This window comes from Type-D symbiont of Plautia stali, assembly GCF_001485335.1.
Taxonomy (GTDB): Bacteria; Pseudomonadota; Gammaproteobacteria; order Enterobacterales; family Enterobacteriaceae; genus Pantoea; species Pantoea vagans_C.
Map to the genome: position 1 here is coordinate 22534 of NZ_BBOC01000053.1, position 18114 is coordinate 40647.

Genomic DNA, 18114 nt, shown 5'->3' on the forward strand with positions numbered 1-18114 from the left:
AGAATCGCGGCAAATTTCCGGAACGAGTGACCCATGAGCAATCCCGATATTTCCCGCGTCAAAGCGTTCTTATTGACGCTTCAGGATGAAATTTGCGCCCAGTTGGCGGCAGCCGATGGCCAGGCGACCTTCGCCGAAGATGACTGGCAGCGACCCGGTGGTGGCGGCGGACGCAGCCGCGTGCTGCGCAACGGCGCGGTATTTGAGCAGGCGGGCGTCAACTTCTCGCACGTGCATGGCGATCAGATGCCCGCCTCTGCAACGGCACATCGTCCCGAGCTGGCAGGCCGCAGTTTTGAAGCCATGGGCGTGTCCCTCGTTGTCCACCCGGAAAATCCGTACATCCCCACCAGCCACGCCAACGTGCGCTTCTTTATTGCCGAGAAACCCGGTGCCGACCCTGTATGGTGGTTCGGCGGTGGTTTCGATCTCACGCCCTATTACGGTTTCGAGGAAGATGCGCTGCACTGGCATCAAACGGCGTTTGATCTGTGCCAGCCGTTTGGCGAAGACGTCTACGCTCGCTACAAAAAGTGGTGTGATGACTATTTCCATCTAAAGCATCGTAATGAGCAGCGCGGCATCGGCGGGCTGTTTTACGACGATCTCAATACGCCAGATTTCGATCACTGCTTCGATTTTATGCAGGCGGTCGGCAAAGGTTATCTGAACGCTTACCTGCCGATTGTTGCTAAGCGCAAGACCCTGCCGTGGGGCGAACGCGAGCGCCAGTTCCAGCTTTATCGTCGCGGGCGCTATGTTGAATTCAATCTGGTGTGGGATCGCGGCACGCTGTTTGGCCTGCAAACCGGCGGGCGCACAGAATCCATTTTGATGTCGATGCCGCCGTTAGTGCGCTGGGAGTATGATTACCAGCCAGAAACAGGGTCGCCGGAAGCAGCCCTGTATAGCGATTTCCTGCCGGTGAAGAATTGGCTGGGATTAGACAAATAACACCTCGTCGTCATCGGGGTTGAACACACCGCGGCCTTGGCCTTGAGCGCATAAATGCGTCATTGAATTTCGTGTGCGCTGCGGCCTGGTGCGCATAAATGGCGACCCTACAAGCCCGTAGGGTCGCCATTTATGACGACCGGTTCATCACAACGGCTCGGTCTGCGCCTCCACCACCGCTAACGCCACCATATTCACGATGCGCCGCACCGAGGCGATACGCGTCAGCACATGCACCGGCTTACTGATGCCCATTAATACCGGCCCAACGGTCACCCCTTCCGAGCACGACACGCGCAGCAGGTTGTAGCTGATTCGCGCCGCTTCAACGTTTGGCATGATCAACAGATTGGCGGTACCTTTGAGCGGGCTATCGGGCATCAACTCTCGCCGAATACTCTCCACCAACGCAGCATCACCGTGCATCTCACCATCGATCTCTAACTCCGGTGCCCGGCTTTGAATCAGCGCCAGCGCTTCACGCATCTTACGCGCGCCCGGTGCATTCGACGTACCGAAGCTGGAGTGCGACAGCAGCGCCACTCGCGGCTCAATACCAAAGCGGCGCACGGTTTCAGCCGCCAGCAAGGTGATATCCGCCAACTGCTCCGCGCTGGGGTCCTCATTCACATAGGTATCCGCCAGGAAAGTGTTGCCGCTTGGCAGCAGCAGTGCGTTCATCGCCCCCGCCACTTTCACGTCGTCACGGAAGCCAAACACTTTCTCCACCACATCATAATGCTCACGATAATCGCCAATAGTGCCGCAAATCATCGCGTCGGCTTCTCCCCGATGCACCATGATGGCACCGATCAACGTCGGATTGCCGATCACCGCACGCTGCGCGGTTTCCGGTGTCACGCCACGCCGTTTCATGATCTGGTAATACTCGTTCCAGTACTCCTTAAACCTTGGGTCCGACTCGTTATTCACGATCTCGAAATCTTTACCGGCCTCGATTTTTAACCCTTGTTTCTGAATACGCATGGCAATCACATTCGGACGGCCAATCAGAATCGGCTTTGCCAGCCCTAACGACACCAGCTCCTGCGTGGCATGCAGCACGCGCACCTCCTCCCCTTCCGCCATCACCACCCGTTTCGGATCTTTTCGTGCCTGCGAGAAGATCGGCTTCATAAACAGGTTGGTTTTGTAGACGAACTCGGTGAGCTGCTCACGATAGGCATCAAAGTCAGTAATCGGTCGGGTTGCCACGCCCGATTCCATCGCTGCTTTGGCAACAGCGGGTGCGATTTGCACAATCAAGCGCGGATCGAAAGGCTTGGGAATGAGGTATTCCGCGCCGAAACTCAGATCCTGATCGTCGTAAGCGGATGCCACCACATCGCTCTGTTCTGCTTGCGCCAGCGCGGCAATCGCGTGCACCGCCGCCAGTTTCATCTCTTCATTGATCGCAGTAGCCCCGACATCCAGCGCGCCACGGAAGATAAACGGAAAACAGAGCACGTTGTTGACCTGATTGGGGAAATCGGAACGTCCGGTGCAGATAATCGCGTCCGGTCGCACCTGTTTCGCTAACGGCGGCATGATCTCCGGTTCAGGATTAGCAAGAGCCAGAATCAGCGGATCTTGCGCCATTTTTTGCACCATTTCTGGCGTCAGAGCTTTAGGGCCTGAACAGCCGAGGAAAATATCCGCGCCGCCAATCACCTCATCCAGCGTGCGCGCCCCATTATCCGCTATGGCATACTCGGCTTTGGTGGGCGTCATATTCGGTTCACGCTCGCGGTAAATCACCCCTTTGGAATCGCAGACCACAATGTTGTGTTTCTGCATGCCCAACGCCACCAGCAAGTTCAGGCAGGCAATCGCCGAGGCGCCTGCGCCTGACACCACCAGCCGCACATCCGAGATGGCCTTTTTCACGATAGTCAGTCCGTTGAGCACCGCCGCAGTACAGATGATCGCCGTACCGTGTTGATCGTCGTGGAAAACGGGAATTTTCATCCGCTCACGCAGCTTCTGCTCAATGTAAAAGCACTCCGGCGCTTTGATATCCTCCAAATTGATCCCGCCAAATGTTGGCTCCAGGGCGGCGACCACCTCAATCAGCTTATCCGGGTCCAGCTCATCGATTTCGATATCAAACACATCAATGCCGGCGAATTTTTTAAACAACACACCCTTGCCTTCCATCACCGGCTTGCCCGCCAGCGCGCCGATATTGCCCAAACCTAAAACCGCCGTACCGTTGGAGATCACCGCCACCAGGTTGCCGCGTGCGGTGTATTTATGTGCCGCCAGCGGATCGGCGGCAATTTCCAGGCACGGTGCTGCCACGCCGGGCGAGTAGGCCAACGCCAGATCACGTTGTGTCGCGAGGGGTTTAGTCGGGGAAACCTGAATTTTTCCGGGCGTGGGGAATTGATGAAAATCGAGAGCGCTTTGCTTGAGTTGATCGTCCATTAGGCATCCTTTTGCGCAGCTGAGAAGCCACCAGTATAGGAATCAACGGCACAAAAGAGGGTGAAGGCGCTCAAAGAACGCACAGTCTCAAGGGCACAGATTGCTACGGCTTCGCCTGCGGGTTTGGCTCAGCCTGCTATCCTTAAGGATGGCAAAACGCGTTGCTGAACCGATCAGGCCACCCCATCTGTCACAGATGCACTTCGTCGCCACAATCAGAGAAAACGCATTTTCTTCGTGCAACGTCTGTAGCACTGTGTTGGGCCACGACTCAACAGGAAAGGGCACGGCTCTTTTGCCCATACATTTGCTAATCAAGGAGTTAAGCAATGAACCAGCTAGATGCATTGAAACAGTTCACCACCGTGGTGGCGGACAGCGGCGATATCGAATCCATTCGCCAATACCATCCGGAAGACGCCACCACCAACCCTTCATTGATTCTGAAAGCTGCCGGCCTCGACGCTTATAAACATCTGATTGATGACGCCATCGACTATGCAAAAAAACAGGGTGGCAGCAAAGAGACACAAATCATCAACGCCAGCGACAAAGTGGCGATTAACCTCGGTATGGAAATTCTGAAAAGCGTACCGGGCCGTGTCTCGACCGAAGTGGATGCGCGCCTCTCCTTCGATCGTGGCATGTGTGTCACCAAAGCTGAAAAACTGGTACGGATGTATGAAGAGAATGGCATCGACCGCTCTCGCATCCTGATTAAACTGGCATCCACCTGGGAAGGGATCAAAGCCGCTGAAGAGCTGGAGAAAAATGGCATTCAGTGCAACCTGACGCTGCTGTTCTCTTTCGCTCAGGCGCGGGCCTGTGCCGAAGCGGGCGTGTTCCTGATTTCACCGTTTGTTGGCCGTATCTACGACTGGTACAACAGCCGTAAACCTCTCGACCCTTATGTGGTGGATGAAGATCCCGGCGTGAAATCGGTACGCCGTATCTACGATTACTACAAAAAGCATCGTTACAGCACAGTGATCATGGGCGCCAGCTTCCGTAAAGTCGAACAGATCCAGGCACTGGCTGGCTGTGACCGCCTGACTATCTCGCCGAATCTTTTAGAAGAGCTGGCGAACAGCGATGCACCGCTGGAGCGCAAGCTGGAACCCTCAACCGAAGGCTTCCACCAACCGGCACCGCTCTCCGAAGCAGAGTTCCGCTGGGAGCATAATCAGGATCCGATGGCGGTAGAAAAACTGTCTGACGGTATCCGCCAGTTCGCCATTGACCAGCAGAAGCTGGAGGATGTGCTGGCTTCACGTCTGTAAGCAACAAAACTTCTCATGCCGGACGAGCGTCTGCTCGTCCTCAATTGCCCAATCAAAACGGAGTACCCTATGTCTTCACGCAGAGAGTTGGCTAACGCGATTCGTGCTTTGAGTATGGATGCGGTACAAAAAGCAAATTCAGGTCACCCTGGCATGCCGATGGGGATGGCGGATATCGCTGAAGTGTTATGGCGCGATGTCCTGAAACACAACCCTAATAACCCGGCGTGGGCTGACCGCGACCGCTTCATTCTCTCCAACGGCCACGGTTCGATGTTGCAATACAGTTTGCTGCACCTCACCGGTTATGACCTGCCAATGGAAGAGCTGAAAAACTTCCGCCAGTTGCATTCGAAAACACCGGGTCACCCAGAGCTGGGCTATACGCCAGGCATTGAAACCACCACCGGACCGCTCGGTCAGGGCCTCGCCAATGCGGTGGGCATGGCGATTGCCGAACGCACGCTGGCGGCACAATTTAACCGCCCTGGTCACGACATTGTCGATCACTACACCTATGTGTTTATGGGCGATGGATGCCTGATGGAGGGCATCTCGCACGAAGTCAGTTCACTGGCGGGCACCCTTGGCCTCGGCAAACTGATTGGCTTCTATGATCACAACGGCATCTCGATTGATGGTGAAACCGAAGGCTGGTTCACCGATGACACCCACAAGCGCTTTGAAGCCTACAACTGGCACGTAGTCGGCAGTGCCGAAGGGATTGACGGACACGACCCAGAGGCCATCGCCGCAGCCATTAAAGAGGCGCAGAGTGTCACGGACAAACCGTCTCTGATTATCTGCCGCACCATCATCGGATTTGGCTCGCCGAACAAAGCCGGTAAAGAAGAGTCGCACGGCGCGGCGCTGGGTGAGCAGGAAGTGGCGTTAACGCGCCAGAAACTGGGTTGGCATTATCCCCCGTTTGAAATTCCGAAAGAGATCTACCAGCAATGGGATGCGAAAGAAGCTGGCAATCAGCGAGAAAAAGCCTGGGATGAGAAATTCGCGGCCTATCAGGCTGCACACCCGGATCTCGCTAAAGAGTTCAGCCGCCGCCTCGACGGCGGTATGCCCGCCAGGTGGGCAGATGAAACTCAGGCTTTTGTCGAGCAGCTACAGGCGAATCCGCAAAAAATTGCCAGCCGCAAAGCCTCGCAAAACACCCTGGAAGTTTATGGCAAACTGCTGCCTGAGCTGATGGGTGGCTCCGCTGACCTCGCGCCGAGTAACCTCACTATCTGGTCTGGCTCGAAATCGATCAAAGAGGATATTGCCGGTAACTACATTCACTACGGCGTGCGTGAGTTTGGTATGACGGCCATTGGCAACGGGATTGCCGTACACGGCGGCTTTATTCCTTATACCGCCACCTTCCTGATGTTTGTTGAGTACGCGCGTAACGCCGTGCGCATGGCCGCATTGATGAAGGCGCGCCAGGTGCTGGTCTATACCCATGACTCGATCGGTTTGGGTGAAGATGGCCCAACACACCAGCCAGTTGAGCAACTCGCCAGCCTGCGTGTCACGCCGAATATGAGCGTCTGGCGTCCTTGTGATCAGGTAGAAACCGCCGTGGCATGGAAAGCGGCCGTCGAGCGTCACCATGGCCCGACAGCGCTGATTCTGTCACGGCAGAATCTGCTGCAACCTGAGCGGAGCAAGACCCAGGTGGCTGATATCGCCAAAGGGGGTTATGTGCTGCAGGATTGTGACGGCACGCCGGAAGCCATCATTATTGCCACCGGTTCCGAAATTGAAATCGCCTTGGGTGCAGCGGATAAACTGGGCGCTAACGGCCATAAAATCCGCGTGGTTTCGCTGCCAAGCACGGATGTGTTTGATAAGCAGGACGTGGCCTACCGTGAATCCGTGCTACCTTCGAGCGTGAAAGCGCGCGTGGCCGTTGAAGCGGGCATCGCCGATTACTGGTTCAAATATGTCGGTCTGGATGGCGCGATTGTCGGGATGACCACCTTCGGGGAGTCCGCACCCGCCGGTAAGCTGTTCGCGGAGTTTGGCTTTACCGTGGAAAATATCGTGAGCCACACCGAAGCATTACTCAAGCCGCACTAATCGATTCGGCCCTGCGTTTACCAACGTATGGGCCGTTTTTTGATCACAGCCTGATACAGAAAAAAATCCCACTTTCCCCCTTCCCGCACCGCGCAAACTGATTACTATAGGCTTTCCTCCGATTCCTGTTGCGGACGCTTTCCCGTTGAAAAAACGTACTCCCTTTTTACTGGCCTTAATGGTTTCAGTGCTTCCATTAAAAAGCATGGCGCAGACCGCCGCCGATCCGCTGCTGGCCTCTCAGATCGTTGATCGTTATGCCGAGCACATTTTCTATGGCAGCGGTGCAACTGGTATGGCGTTGGTGGCGATTGATGGCAATCAGCGCGTGTTCGCCAGCTTTGGTGATACCAGCCCCGGCAATAATGTCCGCCCCCAGCTTGATTCAGTGATTCGCATTGCTTCATTGAGTAAGTTGATGACCAGCGAAGTGATGGTGAAGATGGCCGAGCGCGGTCAGATCCGTCTTGACGATCCGCTGAGTAAATATGCGCCTCCTGGCGCACGTGTCCCAAGTTATAACGGCCAGCCGATTCGCCTGATCAATCTTGCCACCCACACCGGCAGCCTGCCGCGCGAACAGCCAGGCGGCAAACCGCATCGTCCGGTATTTGTCTGGCCAACCAAAGCCGACCGTTGGCAATGGCTGCGTGGTGCCGAGTTGAAGGCGACGCCAGGCACTCAGGCGGCCTATTCTAATCTCGGTTTTGATCTGCTGGGCGATGCCTTGTCGAAAGCCGGCGGGATGCCCTACCCAGCGCTGTTGCAGCAGTTGGTGACGCGCCCACTGGGCATGAAAGACACCACCTTTACTCCGTCACCGGATCAATGCCAACGTCTGATGATCCCGGAAAAAGGGGCCAGTCCTTGTAATAACACACTGGCAGCGGTGGGCAGCGGTGGCGTTTACTCGACACCTGATGACATGGGCCGTTGGATGCAGCAGTTCCTGAACTCGGCAGTCAATCATCGCACGCCACAGATTGATCGTTTGCAAACGCTGATTTATCGCCGCGATCAACTGACCAAAGTCGAAGGCATGGATGTGCCAGGACGCGCCGATGCGTTAGGCATGGGCTGGGTTTATATGGGGCCAAAAGAGGGCCGTCCTGGCATCATCGAGAAAACCGGCGGCGGCGGTGGCTTCATTACCTATATGGCGATGGTGCCGCAGAACAATGTTGGGGTGTTTGTGGTGGTGACGCGTTCACCGTTGTCACGCTTTACCCCGATGAGTGATGGCGTGAATAACCTGCTGGCCGAACTGGTTGGTAACCAGAACGGCTCACCGATGACGGTGCAAGCGATTCGTTAATAAATGTGTCTTTCGGTCGCCATAAATGGCGCCCCTACAAAAGTAGGCGGTTTTTCGTAGGGTGCGCATTTATGCGCACCGAACAGCTTTAACGCGACTGAACCGCATTCTGCGACTGGCTAACCCACAACGTTGGCCAGTCTTCACTGCTATGCCAGGCATCGCAGATTTTCTCTTCGGCATACTCGGCCAGCACAAATTCGTTGCCATCGAACTGCCAACGGGTCGCTACGCCGCAGTCTCCCAAACCACGCCCTTTACTGAAGGTGTACAGCAGGCCACTGCTGGCATCGAACTCTGCGTTAACCAACTCCAACTGATTATCGCTGCGTGATGGCGGCGTAAAGGGCAAGTTCAGCATCAATCCGCGCGCCACATAAGGCTGGCTGCGCGTCACTTCAAACACCAGATCAATCACGTTGTAAGCGCCGGTTTCGCAGCTGACTAAGATCAACGCTTTGGTGTCGGTGAGCGGTGCCACCGTCACTTCTCGCCGCAGCGGATCGAGCGAGCAGTTATCGGTATTGACGCGCCAGGTGCCATAGTCAATTAACCCGGCGGTTTCCTCTTGGGTCAGTGGCGCGGGTTGCGGTAACGGAGTGGGCAATTGAGGTGGCTGAGGTGGCGGCGGTACATCCCACTGCGACCGATCTCCCCGCTTCACCCAGGCACTGCCACCGTTCACCCTGCCCTGCACTTCATCCATCAATAGCAGTGCCGCTTTCATGCCGCTTAAAGGAATGGTGGCTTTGGCTTGATAGGTCAGCTGAAGATTGTTGGCATCCAGCGTTTGTGCCAGAAACTCGTCAATGGCAACGGCATTGCTGGTGGCCAGATGGTGCGGTTCAACTGACCAGTGTTTAAGGTCTGGCGTCAAGCGACGCTGATCCAGCAGCAGGTTATCTTTCAGTGTACCGCCGGGCAGTTCGCCACTGTATCCGCTGCCGTAATCAATGCGCAGAAGCGGGCGATCGTTAACGCCAGCATGACGTGAGACGGTCATCACTAATCCGTTGTCACCGGGAAAGCTGCGCGCCACGCAAAAAGCCGCGTTGTTGCAGGTGAGCTGCCAGTCAGAAAATGACTTTTGCAGTGGCTCAGCCTGAACGCACGCGACAAACATAAAAGGCAACAAAAGCAGCGACTTCATCCAATACGACATTAAAAAAACCGGTCCCCAAATTCCTGGAAAGAAAATCATAGCGCAACGGCAACGCTGTCAGCAGGCCCAAACTGTGAGCTGGCCCGAAAAGTAAGGTTAACTGCTGAAAAAGCCGTCGCCTGAGGCGCTCTAAGGCTGGATGACGTAACACCTTCATCATCCTTTTCGATCGAATTCTGCTCAATCGGATTCGTCGGACTATTGCGGACAGTGCAGGTGATGTCCGCCAATAGAGGATCTAAAGAGAGGTAGCGGCGCAATGCATTGCGCATTTGTCATCAGCACACCGTTAAAAACCGCGTGATGAATCGCACCGCTTCGGTAAACAACATAATTATGTTGGGATCACAAATCGGTCAAATACACACAAACGGTCACATCCGGTCATGTTAAGGTGTTTTACCGCGGTAATAGTTGTTGGCTACCGATCCCTTCATTGAGCGCTTATACGCGTATTTATGTGAATCAGATCTCACTTAACATGAAAATTTAAGATTTGATTTACATAAAAACTTGAATCACATCACTCAAACACCGCCGGGCAATTTGGGCACTGTGGACTCGTGCGCAGTCCACATTTTCCCGCTGCGGTATCCAGTAATTTATCACCATCGGAGGGCAGTTATGTTGCCGATTGAAAGACAGCAGCGAATTATTGACGAACTTAATTTAAATGGTCGGGTTATTGTCGCTGAATTAGTCACGTTATGTCAGGTTTCTCAGGAAACCATTCGTCGTGATTTAACTCAGCTGGAGAAACGTGGGCTGTTGCAACGTAGCCACGGCGGTGCAGTACCAGCAAAACGACAAGCCGCTAACATTCAGGGGAATACGAGAGGTGTTAACGAGTATGAATTATCTTTCCGCCAGAGAATGAATGAACATGTAGATGCAAAAATGGCGATAGCCAAACGTGCACTCGATTTCATCAGCCCCGGCGATTGTATATTACTCGACAGTAGCACCACTTGCTGGTATTTAGCGCGACAGCTACCGGATATTGAATTAACGGTGTTAACCAACTCTATCAGAATCGTGCAGACCCTTGCCGCACGCGGCAGCATCCGCACCATCTGCTTAGGGGGAGAGTATTCTGACCGTTATGAAGATTTCCATGGCGTGGTCGCTGAGCAGCCTTTACGGGAATTCCAGATCAATAAGATCTTTTTTTCCTGTAGCAGTTTAGGCAATGACGGTTATTTACGTGAAGGTAACGAAAACAACGCACATTTAAAACAGCAAATGCTATTAGCAGCAGAAAGAAAACATCTGTTGCTGGACGCCAGTAAATTTCTGCGACCCTCATTCGCGCGTATTTGTCATTATCGCGATGTGGACTTTCTCATCACTGACCAAATAAAAGACAAAGAGCTGGAACAAGAATTAGCCTGGAACGGCGTCAATATTATTGATTGCTCACAGCGCACCAATTCAATGCAGCTAATAAAAAATTAATTCGGAGTCTTTATGAAAAAACATCTTATCGCCTGTTCTCTCCTCGCCCTGTTTGCCGCCACTGGCGCGCACGCTGCCGATAAATTGCGCATGGGCATCGTGGTGAAAATTGGCGGTATTCCCTGGTTCAACGCCATGGAAGCGGGCATCAAAAGTGAAGCAGCGAAACGCGGCATTGATGCATGGATGGTGGGCCCAACGGCTGCGGACCCGGCGTTACAGGTGCGTGCTATTGAGGATTTGATCGCGCAGAAAGTCGACATCATCGGCGTGGTGCCAAATGACCCGAAAGTGCTGGAGCCGGTGCTGAAACGCGCACGTGAAGCCGGAATTCAGGTCATCACCCACGAATCACCCGATCAGAAAGGGGCCAACTGGGACTTCGAACTGGTGGATGCGCCAACCCACGGCATCAACCATATGAAAGCTCTGGCGAAATGCATGCATGAGGAAGGCAAATACGCCATGTACGTCGGCAGCCTGACCGTGCCATTGCATCAACAGTGGACCGATGCCGCACTGAATTACCAGAAAGAGCACTATCCAAAAATGCAGATGGTGACCGACAAATTCGGCGTGGGCGAATCGCTGGATGACTCGATTCGTACCACCAATGAGCTGATGTCCAAGTACCCGGATCTGAAAGGCATCATGGCGTTTGGTTCTCAAGGCCCGATTGGTGCCGGTCGCGCGGTGATGAACCGCAACAAAATCGATCAGGTGTGCGTGATTGGTGCCTTTAGCCCAGGTCAGGGTGCTTCGCTGGTGCAGCGTGGTGCGATTAAAGGTGGCTACATCTGGAACCCAGAAACCGCCGGTGAAGTGTTTATCCGTATCGCCGACATGATGCAGAAGAAAGAGCCAATCACCGATGGCATGACCATCGAGGGGCTGGGCAAAGTGAAAGTTGACGAGGCGACACACACCATCCTCGGTAACAACACCGAAAGCCTGGACAAAGAAAACCTGCCAAAACTGGTGAAAATGGGGCTGTAATGATGAAAGAGGTGACCCCACAGACGCTGATTGCGCTCGACAACCTGTCGAAAACATTTGGTGGCAACCGCGCACTGAGCGATATCTCGCTAAGCCTGTTGGCTGGCGAAGTGCACTGTCTCGCTGGCACCAACGGCTGTGGCAAGAGCACCTTAATCAAAGTCATTTCCGGGGTACATGCCCCGGACAGTGGCAGCCGCATCACACTGGGTGAGGGTCCCAGCTTCCCGCGTCTGACCACCCGTCAGGCGCGTGACTTCGGCATCCAGGTGATTTACCAGGACCTGTCACTGTTCCCCAATCTCAGCGTGGCCGAGAACATCGCCTTTGAGCATAACCTCAATGGCCTGCTCGGCTGGCATCGCAAAGCGAAGCTGCGCGAGACCGCTGCGCGCATTATTGAAGAACTCAAGTTTGACCTCGATCTGGATGAGAAAGTCTCGGCGCTGTCGATTGCGGCCCGCCAGCAGGTGGCGATATGCCGGGCACTGGTCGCCGATGCGCGTCTGGTGATCATGGATGAGCCAACGGCTTCTCTCACCCGTACCGAGGTGAATCAGTTGCTGCGCACCGTGCGTTATCTGAAAGACAAAAACATCTGTGTGGTGTTTGTTAGTCACCGTCTGGATGAAGTGTTAGAAATTTCCGACCGCGTGACGGTGATCCGTGACGGGCGCAAAATGGGTTGCTGGCCAGCCAAAGAGATGACGCCACACCATCTCACCGAACTGATGACCGGTCTGAAACTCGACTATCAGCTGAAAGCGCCAACCCGCAATGCCGACCGTGCCATTCTTGAAGTGGATAATCTGACCCGTGCCGGACAGTATCACGACGTCAATTTCAAACTCTATCAAGGCGAAGTTCTGGGCCTGTGTGGTCTGCTTGGCTCCGGCCGCACCGAACTGGCACTCTCACTGTTTGGCATGACCAAACCGGACAGCGGCAAAATCTGGCTCGATAGCAAGCCGGTGCGCTTCCGTGGTCATGAAGATGCCATCAAAGCGGGCATCGGTTATGTCTCCGAAGACCGCTTGACGCTGGGCTTGGTCCAGCAGCAGTCGGTAGCCGACAACATGGTGCTGCCGATCCTCGATAAGCTGCAAAACCGTTTCCACATCATCGACGAATACCGCAAAAACAAGCTGATCCTGCAATGGATTCAACAGCTCGGCGTGCGCGTGGCCGATCCCAATCTGGCGATCTCTACCCTGTCTGGCGGTAACCAGCAAAAGATCGTGCTGGCGAAATGGGTGCTCACGCAGCCGCGCATCCTGATCCTTGATTCCCCGACCGTGGGCGTCGACGTCGGTGCCAAAGCCAGCATTTATCAACTTATCCATGAGCTGGCGAAAGAAGGTCTGTCGATCATTCTGATTTCCGATGAAGTGCCTGAGGTTTGGTACAACTGCGACCGCATTCTGCACTTCCGTGATGGCACCATTCATGCCGAATACCAACCCGATACCGTTGAGCAACATCAGCTGGCGGAGGTGATCAATGCCTGATTTTTCTCGTTTACGCCCGCACTCCAGCCAAGGCTGGCTGGCGTGGGTACTGCTGGCTTTCATCCTGTTCTTCTCGGTGGCCAGCGATCAATTTCTGACGGTGCAGAACCTGCTGGATCTGGCCGAAAGCTATGCCGTCACCGGCATCTTTGCCCTCGGGCTGTTTTTGGTGCTGGTCACCGGCGGCATCGATATCTCGTTCGCGGCGGTGGCATCGGTGGTGCAATACCTGATCGCCACGCTGTTTGTGCAGTTCCAGTTTGATAACGCCCTGCTAAGCATTCTGCTGGCAATTGTGTGCGGCACGCTGTTCGGGGTGATCAACGCCCTGCTGATTACCTCACTGCGCGTGGTGTCGATCATCATCACCATCAGTATGCAGTCGCTGCTGTTTGGTTTGTTGATGTGGGTCACCGGCGGAAAAAGCCTCTACTCACTGCCGGACTGGTGGATCACCCTGCGCAGCGTGCTGCCTTTTACCTGGCAGGGCAACAGTTTCCAGATTGGATTGCCGCTGGTCACCATGCTGGTGATTGCCGGGCTGACCGCGCTGCTGCTGAACAAAACCAACCTCGGCCGTCAGCTGTATGCGGTGGGAGGCGATGCTGAATCTGCCCGTCGCATCGGCATCCGCGTCGGTCTGATTCACGTCTTCGCCTACGGCTGGCTGGGTGCGATGGCCGCAATTGGCGGGCTGGTGCAGGTGTATCGTATGGGGGAAGTGGTGCCGAATGCGTTAGTTGGCGGCGAGTTAGATGTTCTGGCAGCCACAGTGCTTGGCGGTGCCAGCCTGATGGGCGGCAAAGGCACGGTGAGCGGCACGCTGATGGGTGTGTTCCTGATCGCCATCCTGAAGAACGGCCTCAACCTGATTGGCGTCTCGAACTACTTCATGAACATCGTCGTCGGCGGCGTGATCATGGTGGCGATTGCCGTGACGCACTACAAAAAACGTAAAGAAACTGACGTCAGTTTCGTCTGACCGAAAGGGCATGCATATGAAATCACTCTCCTCTCTGCGTCCGGACGGCACCAATATCGGCCTGATGTTACTGATTGCGCTGGCGCTGGCGATCTTCACCATCATGTTGCCGGGTCGTTTTATGACGGACTCCACCTTTATGAGTATGGCGTTCCAGTTGCCAGAACTCGGCTTGCTTACGCTGGCGATGTTTATTGCCATTCTCAGCGGCGGTTTGAATCTGGCGATCATCGCCACCGCTAACCTGACCGCGCTGTTCATCGCCTGGACGCTGATGAGCGCCCTGCCCGCCGATGCAGGCACTGGCCAGCAACTGCTGTGGCTGTTTATCGCCATCATCGGCGCGATGGTGATTGCTGCCTTCATCGGCGTAATTACCGGTGTGATGGTGACGCGGATTGGTGCTCACCCGATTCTGGTGACGCTGGCGACCATGATGACACTCAACGGCATCGGTATCTGGCTGACCAAAGGCGCAGCCGTCAGCGGTATGCCTTCGATTGTGCAAGCGCTCGGCTCCAACACCTTGCTGGGTATGCCGCTGCCACTGTGGGTATTTCTGGTTGCCGCTGCGCTGCTGGCGCTGTTCTTAGGCAAAACTCGTGCCGGTAAATGCATCTATATGGGCGGCAGCAATATCAACGCCACCTGGTTCAGCGGCATCAATACCCACCGCATGGTGATTCTGGTGTACGTGATCTCCAGCCTGCTGTGTGTGCTGGCCGGATTAATCATGATGGCGCGCTTTAACTCGGCCCGCATGGGTTACGGCGATGCTTACCTGCTGCTGACGGTACTGGCGATTATTCTCGGCGGCACCGACCCGAACGGCGGTTTTGGTCGCGTCACCGGTGTGGTACTGGCGCTGATTGCGCTGCAAGTACTCTCCACTGGATTCAACCTGATGAACATCAGCCAGCATGTCAGCCTGGCGATGTGGGGTGCCGTGCTGATTGTCGTGCTGGCCTTCAAACAATTTAAAGCTCGTTTTAATGAACATCGCGCCGTAAAGCTCAGCAAGTTAGCCGCGGCCCTTAACCCTTTGACCGAAAAGAAGGAAGTATGATGCGTATTCAAGTCTCCCCGTCGTTGATGTGTATGAATCTGATGGAGATCAAGCACCAGTTAGAAGTGCTGGACTCCCGCGCGGACTTCCTTCACATCGACATCATGGACGGTCATTACGTTAAGAACATCACGCTGTCGCCGTTCTTTATTGAACAGATTCGTCCACACACCAAAGTGGCGCTGGATGTTCATCTGATGGTGGAACACCCGACTGATTTCATCGACGTGATTGCCAAAGCCGGCGCAGACTACATCTGCCCGCACGCCGAAACCATCAACCGTGATGCGTTCCGCGTGATTAACCTGATTCGCAGTTTCGGCAAGAAAGTGGGTGTGGTGCTGAACCCGGCGACTCCGGTGTCGTTTATCCACCACTACATTCACCTGCTGGATAAGATCACCGTGATGACCGTTGATCCTGGCTATGCAGGCCAGCCGTTTATCCCGGAGATGGTGGCGAAAGTGCAGGAGTTGAAAGCTCTGAAGCAGCAGCACGGCCATAAATATCTGATTGAGATCGACGGCTCCTGTAACATCCGCACTTATAACACCCTGGTGGGTGCGGGCGCGGAAGTGCTGATTGTCGGCACCTCTGGCCTGTTCAATATTCACAACGATCTGGCGACCGCCTGGGACATGATGCGCGACAGCATTGATGAAGCGCAGGGCCTGAGCAAGGTGTCCGCATGAAAAAACGCTGGCTCGGTATCGACATTGGCGGCACCGGCACACGTCTGCAACTGATGGAAGAGGGACGCGAATGGTCCAGCTTCCGCAAAGTGCCGACGGCCAGCTGGGCGCAGCAACCCGATGCCCTGTCGGCACTCGGGCAGTTAATCGGCGAGACGTTAGAGCAACAGCCGGTGAACGGCGTGATGCTGGGCTTGCCGGGCATTCTCAGCCGTGACCGTCGGCAGGTGATCTCGCTGCCCTTTATCCAGGCGCTTGATCACCAGCCAGTTGCCGCCATCCTCACTGAACGCCTTGGCGTGCCGGTGGCGATGGATAAAGACGTCAATCATCTGATGATGTGGGATTTGATGCAGCTGGAGCAGTTACCGGATATCGCCGTCGGCCTCTATCCTGGCACCGGCATGGGCAACAGCCTGTGGATCAACGGCCAGTTTTACCACGGTCAGCACGGCGGCGCGGGTGAGCTGGGACACGTACCGATCGCCGGTAACGATCTCCCCTGCCCGTGCGGCAACCGGGGTTGTGCAGAGACGTTGACGTCAGGCCACTGGCTGAGCCAATGGGCGAAGGCCAACGTGCCACAAACCGATATGTCTGTGCTGTTTACCCAGCATGGCGATCATCCTGAACTGCAGGCGTTCGTTTATCGTCTGGCGCAGCTGATTGCCACCGAGATGAACATTCTCGATCCGGAATACTTGATTTTGGGCGGCGGCGTGTTGGCGATGGCAGATTTCCCGTTGGCGCAGCTACGCAGCCAGGTTCAGCAGCATCTGCGTCCACCTGCCACGCGTGATAATTTGAAGATTGTGTTCAGTCAATCCACCGATCACACCGGCTGTCGCGGCGCCTGTCTGGCCGCAGAACGCCTGTTCAGGAGTGCATGATGAAAGGAAAAGTGTGTGTGTTTGGCTCATTCAACCTCGACGTTGTCGCGGTGATGAACCGTTTCCCGATGCCGGGTGAATCCTTGACGGCCCACCAGAGTATGATGGGACCCGGCGGTAAAGGCGCAAACCAGGCCACTGCTGCCCTGCGCGCCGGGGCGCGCGTGCACTACATCGGCAAAGTGGGGAACGATGATTTCGGCACCTTTGCGCGTCGTCACTTAGAAAAAACCGGCTTTGATGCCATTACGCTGTTTACCTGCAAAGAGAAACCGACCGGTAACGCCCTGATTTACGTGGCGGGTAATGATGCCGAGAATATGATTTCGGTGTATCCCGGCGCTAACACCACGGTGAGTGCCGCTGAAGTGTCACGCTGCCAGCCCACCGTTGCCGCCGCCGATATTCTGCTGGTTCAGCTGGAGAACAACCTCAGCGCCATCCAGCGCATGATTGATAATGCGCGTGCAGGTGGCACTTTTGTGATTTTAAACCCTGCGCCATGGCAAAAAGTGAGTGACTCATTGCTGGCGAAAGTGGATTTGCTGACGCCAAACAGCACCGAAGCGATGCAAATCACCGGAGTGAAAGTCACCGATTTCGCCAGCGCGCAGCAAGCCGCTGAGGTGCTGCATCGTAAAGGCGCACGTCAGGTGATTATTACCTTGGGTATGGCCGGCGCACTGCTTTCCAACGCAGAGCAAGCGCCGCTGCGCATTCCGCTGTTCCCGGCACAGCCGCTGGATACCACCGGCGCGGGCGATGCGTTCAACGGCGCACTGGCGGCACGGCTGGCGTCCGGTGATGAGCTACCGCAGGCGGCGCTGTTTGCTTCTGCCTATGCTTCACTGTGTGTGGAGCGTTCAGGAGCGGCGAATTCAATGCCTTCTTACGCCGAAGCGTTGGCGCGTATGCAGGCACATCCGGAGTGTGTGCCAGAACCGTTAGCCGTTTGCGTGTAACGGTGCGCATAAATGCGCACACTACAGCGTCCGTAGGGTCGGCATTTATGCCGACCTGGTTAATCACCGCACCCGGGTATTGACGGCATTTATACTGATCAGGTCAATCACCGCACCCTTTACGCTTTCAACCAACCCGCAATTTGCGCATGCTGCAACAGCATGATTGCTTTTCCGTCCTGGATACGGCCCTCTTTCACCATCGCCAGCGCCTGCGGGAACGGTAATTCCAGTACCGTGATCTCCTCATCCTCGACGCCACCGCCTTCATGGGTGCGCATCGCATCGCTGTACTCGGCCGCAAAGAATTGGACAATCTCCGTCACGCCACCTGGCGACATATAGG

The 18114-nt window shown here is 55.2% G+C and carries 15 protein-coding genes; 12 read left to right on the forward strand and 3 right to left on the reverse strand.

Going from position 1 to position 18114, the window contains the following annotated elements:
- The first annotated feature begins 33 nt into the window (after positions 1–33).
- Complete coding sequence (hemF, locus tag PSSD_RS16730) at positions 34–954, forward strand: oxygen-dependent coproporphyrinogen oxidase (protein WP_058973001.1); 921 nt, start codon at positions 34–36, stop codon at positions 952–954.
- A gap of 147 nt (positions 955–1101) precedes the next feature.
- Here the strand turns inward: hemF and maeB are convergent, their stop codons facing one another.
- Entirely contained in the window at positions 1102–3381 is a 2280-nt protein-coding gene (gene maeB, locus PSSD_RS16735) for an NADP-dependent oxaloacetate-decarboxylating malate dehydrogenase (RefSeq protein WP_058973002.1), read from the reverse strand.
- A 329-nt stretch (positions 3382–3710) separates the two neighbouring features.
- Between maeB and tal the strand changes: the two genes are divergently transcribed.
- The 3 genes from tal to ampH all read left to right on the forward strand — a co-directional run bounded on the left by tal (position 3711) and on the right by ampH (position 8055).
- Positions 3711–4661, forward strand: a complete 951-nt coding sequence (gene tal, locus PSSD_RS16740) for a transaldolase (protein WP_039329710.1) — start codon at positions 3711–3713, stop codon at positions 4659–4661.
- A gap of 69 nt (positions 4662–4730) precedes the next feature.
- Positions 4731–6740 (forward strand): transketolase, encoded by a 2010-nt coding sequence (tkt, locus tag PSSD_RS16745; protein WP_058973003.1) that lies wholly within the window; start codon positions 4731–4733, stop codon positions 6738–6740.
- Between the two features lie 145 nt (positions 6741–6885).
- On the forward strand, positions 6886–8055 hold the full coding sequence (gene ampH / locus PSSD_RS16750; protein ID WP_058973004.1) for a D-alanyl-D-alanine-carboxypeptidase/endopeptidase AmpH: 1170 nt from the start codon (positions 6886–6888) through the stop codon (positions 8053–8055).
- An 88-nt stretch (positions 8056–8143) separates the two neighbouring features.
- Here the strand turns inward: ampH and PSSD_RS16755 are convergent, their stop codons facing one another.
- Complete coding sequence (locus tag PSSD_RS16755; protein ID WP_058973005.1) at positions 8144–9217, reverse strand: DUF1176 domain-containing protein; 1074 nt, start codon at positions 9215–9217, stop codon at positions 8144–8146.
- 624 nt (positions 9218–9841) lie between these two features.
- Between PSSD_RS16755 and PSSD_RS16760 the strand changes: the two genes are divergently transcribed.
- From PSSD_RS16760 to PSSD_RS16795, 8 genes are read left to right on the forward strand one after another with little or no spacing between them, the layout of a single operon-like run.
- Positions 9842–10672, forward strand: coding sequence for a DeoR/GlpR family DNA-binding transcription regulator (locus PSSD_RS16760; protein ID WP_039329717.1), 831 nt, complete (start codon positions 9842–9844; stop codon positions 10670–10672).
- 12 nt (positions 10673–10684) lie between these two features.
- Positions 10685–11668, forward strand: a complete 984-nt coding sequence (locus tag PSSD_RS16765; RefSeq protein WP_039329719.1) for a substrate-binding domain-containing protein — start codon at positions 10685–10687, stop codon at positions 11666–11668.
- A 2-nt stretch (positions 11669–11670) separates the two neighbouring features.
- Positions 11671–13176, forward strand: coding sequence for a sugar ABC transporter ATP-binding protein (locus tag PSSD_RS16770; RefSeq protein ID WP_058973012.1), 1506 nt, complete (start codon positions 11671–11673; stop codon positions 13174–13176).
- Entirely contained in the window at positions 13169–14158 is a 990-nt protein-coding gene (locus PSSD_RS16775) for an ABC transporter permease (protein ID WP_058973006.1), read from the forward strand. Before PSSD_RS16770 ends, PSSD_RS16775 begins: the two co-directional genes overlap by 8 nt.
- A 16-nt stretch (positions 14159–14174) precedes the next feature.
- Positions 14175–15224, forward strand: a complete 1050-nt coding sequence (locus tag PSSD_RS16780) for an ABC transporter permease (protein WP_058973007.1) — start codon at positions 14175–14177, stop codon at positions 15222–15224.
- Complete coding sequence (gene alsE, locus PSSD_RS16785; RefSeq protein WP_058973008.1) at positions 15224–15916, forward strand: D-allulose 6-phosphate 3-epimerase; 693 nt, start codon at positions 15224–15226, stop codon at positions 15914–15916. The genes PSSD_RS16780 and alsE overlap by 1 nt, the downstream gene beginning before the upstream one ends.
- The gene (alsK, locus tag PSSD_RS16790; RefSeq protein WP_058973009.1) at positions 15913–16806 is read left to right on the forward strand and encodes an allose kinase; all 894 of its coding nucleotides are present in this window, start codon (positions 15913–15915) and stop codon (positions 16804–16806) included. Before alsE ends, alsK begins: the two co-directional genes overlap by 4 nt.
- On the forward strand, positions 16806–17768 hold the full coding sequence (locus tag PSSD_RS16795; protein ID WP_058973010.1) for a ribokinase: 963 nt from the start codon (positions 16806–16808) through the stop codon (positions 17766–17768). Before alsK ends, PSSD_RS16795 begins: the two co-directional genes overlap by 1 nt.
- 119 nt (positions 17769–17887) lie before the next feature.
- Here PSSD_RS16795 and PSSD_RS16800 read toward each other — a convergent pair.
- On the reverse strand, positions 17888–18114 hold a 227-nt coding region (locus PSSD_RS16800), incomplete at its 5' end, for an NUDIX hydrolase (protein ID WP_500812363.1).

Excerpts from the sequence above, each read along its gene's own strand:
- PSSD_RS16795 (WP_058973010.1), top strand. The coding sequence starts at position 16,806 with ATGAAAGGAAAAGTGTGTGTGTTTGGCTCATTCAACCTCGACGTTGTC.
- tkt (WP_058973003.1), top strand. The coding sequence starts at position 4,731 with ATGTCTTCACGCAGAGAGTTGGCTAACGCGATTCGTGCTTTGAGTATG.
- PSSD_RS16755 (WP_058973005.1), bottom strand. The coding sequence starts at position 9,217 with ATGTCGTATTGGATGAAGTCGCTGCTTTTGTTGCCTTTTATGTTTGTC.
- tal (WP_039329710.1), top strand. The coding sequence starts at position 3,711 with ATGAACCAGCTAGATGCATTGAAACAGTTCACCACCGTGGTGGCGGAC.
- PSSD_RS16775 (WP_058973006.1), top strand. The coding sequence starts at position 13,169 with ATGCCTGATTTTTCTCGTTTACGCCCGCACTCCAGCCAAGGCTGGCTG.
- PSSD_RS16765 (WP_039329719.1), top strand. The coding sequence starts at position 10,685 with ATGAAAAAACATCTTATCGCCTGTTCTCTCCTCGCCCTGTTTGCCGCC.
- hemF (WP_058973001.1), top strand. The coding sequence starts at position 34 with ATGAGCAATCCCGATATTTCCCGCGTCAAAGCGTTCTTATTGACGCTT.
- alsK (WP_058973009.1), top strand. The coding sequence starts at position 15,913 with ATGAAAAAACGCTGGCTCGGTATCGACATTGGCGGCACCGGCACACGT.
- PSSD_RS16770 (WP_058973012.1), top strand. The coding sequence starts at position 11,671 with ATGAAAGAGGTGACCCCACAGACGCTGATTGCGCTCGACAACCTGTCG.
- PSSD_RS16780 (WP_058973007.1), top strand. The coding sequence starts at position 14,175 with ATGAAATCACTCTCCTCTCTGCGTCCGGACGGCACCAATATCGGCCTG.
- maeB (WP_058973002.1), bottom strand. The coding sequence starts at position 3,381 with ATGGACGATCAACTCAAGCAAAGCGCTCTCGATTTTCATCAATTCCCC.
- PSSD_RS16760 (WP_039329717.1), top strand. The coding sequence starts at position 9,842 with ATGTTGCCGATTGAAAGACAGCAGCGAATTATTGACGAACTTAATTTA.
- alsE (WP_058973008.1), top strand. The coding sequence starts at position 15,224 with ATGCGTATTCAAGTCTCCCCGTCGTTGATGTGTATGAATCTGATGGAG.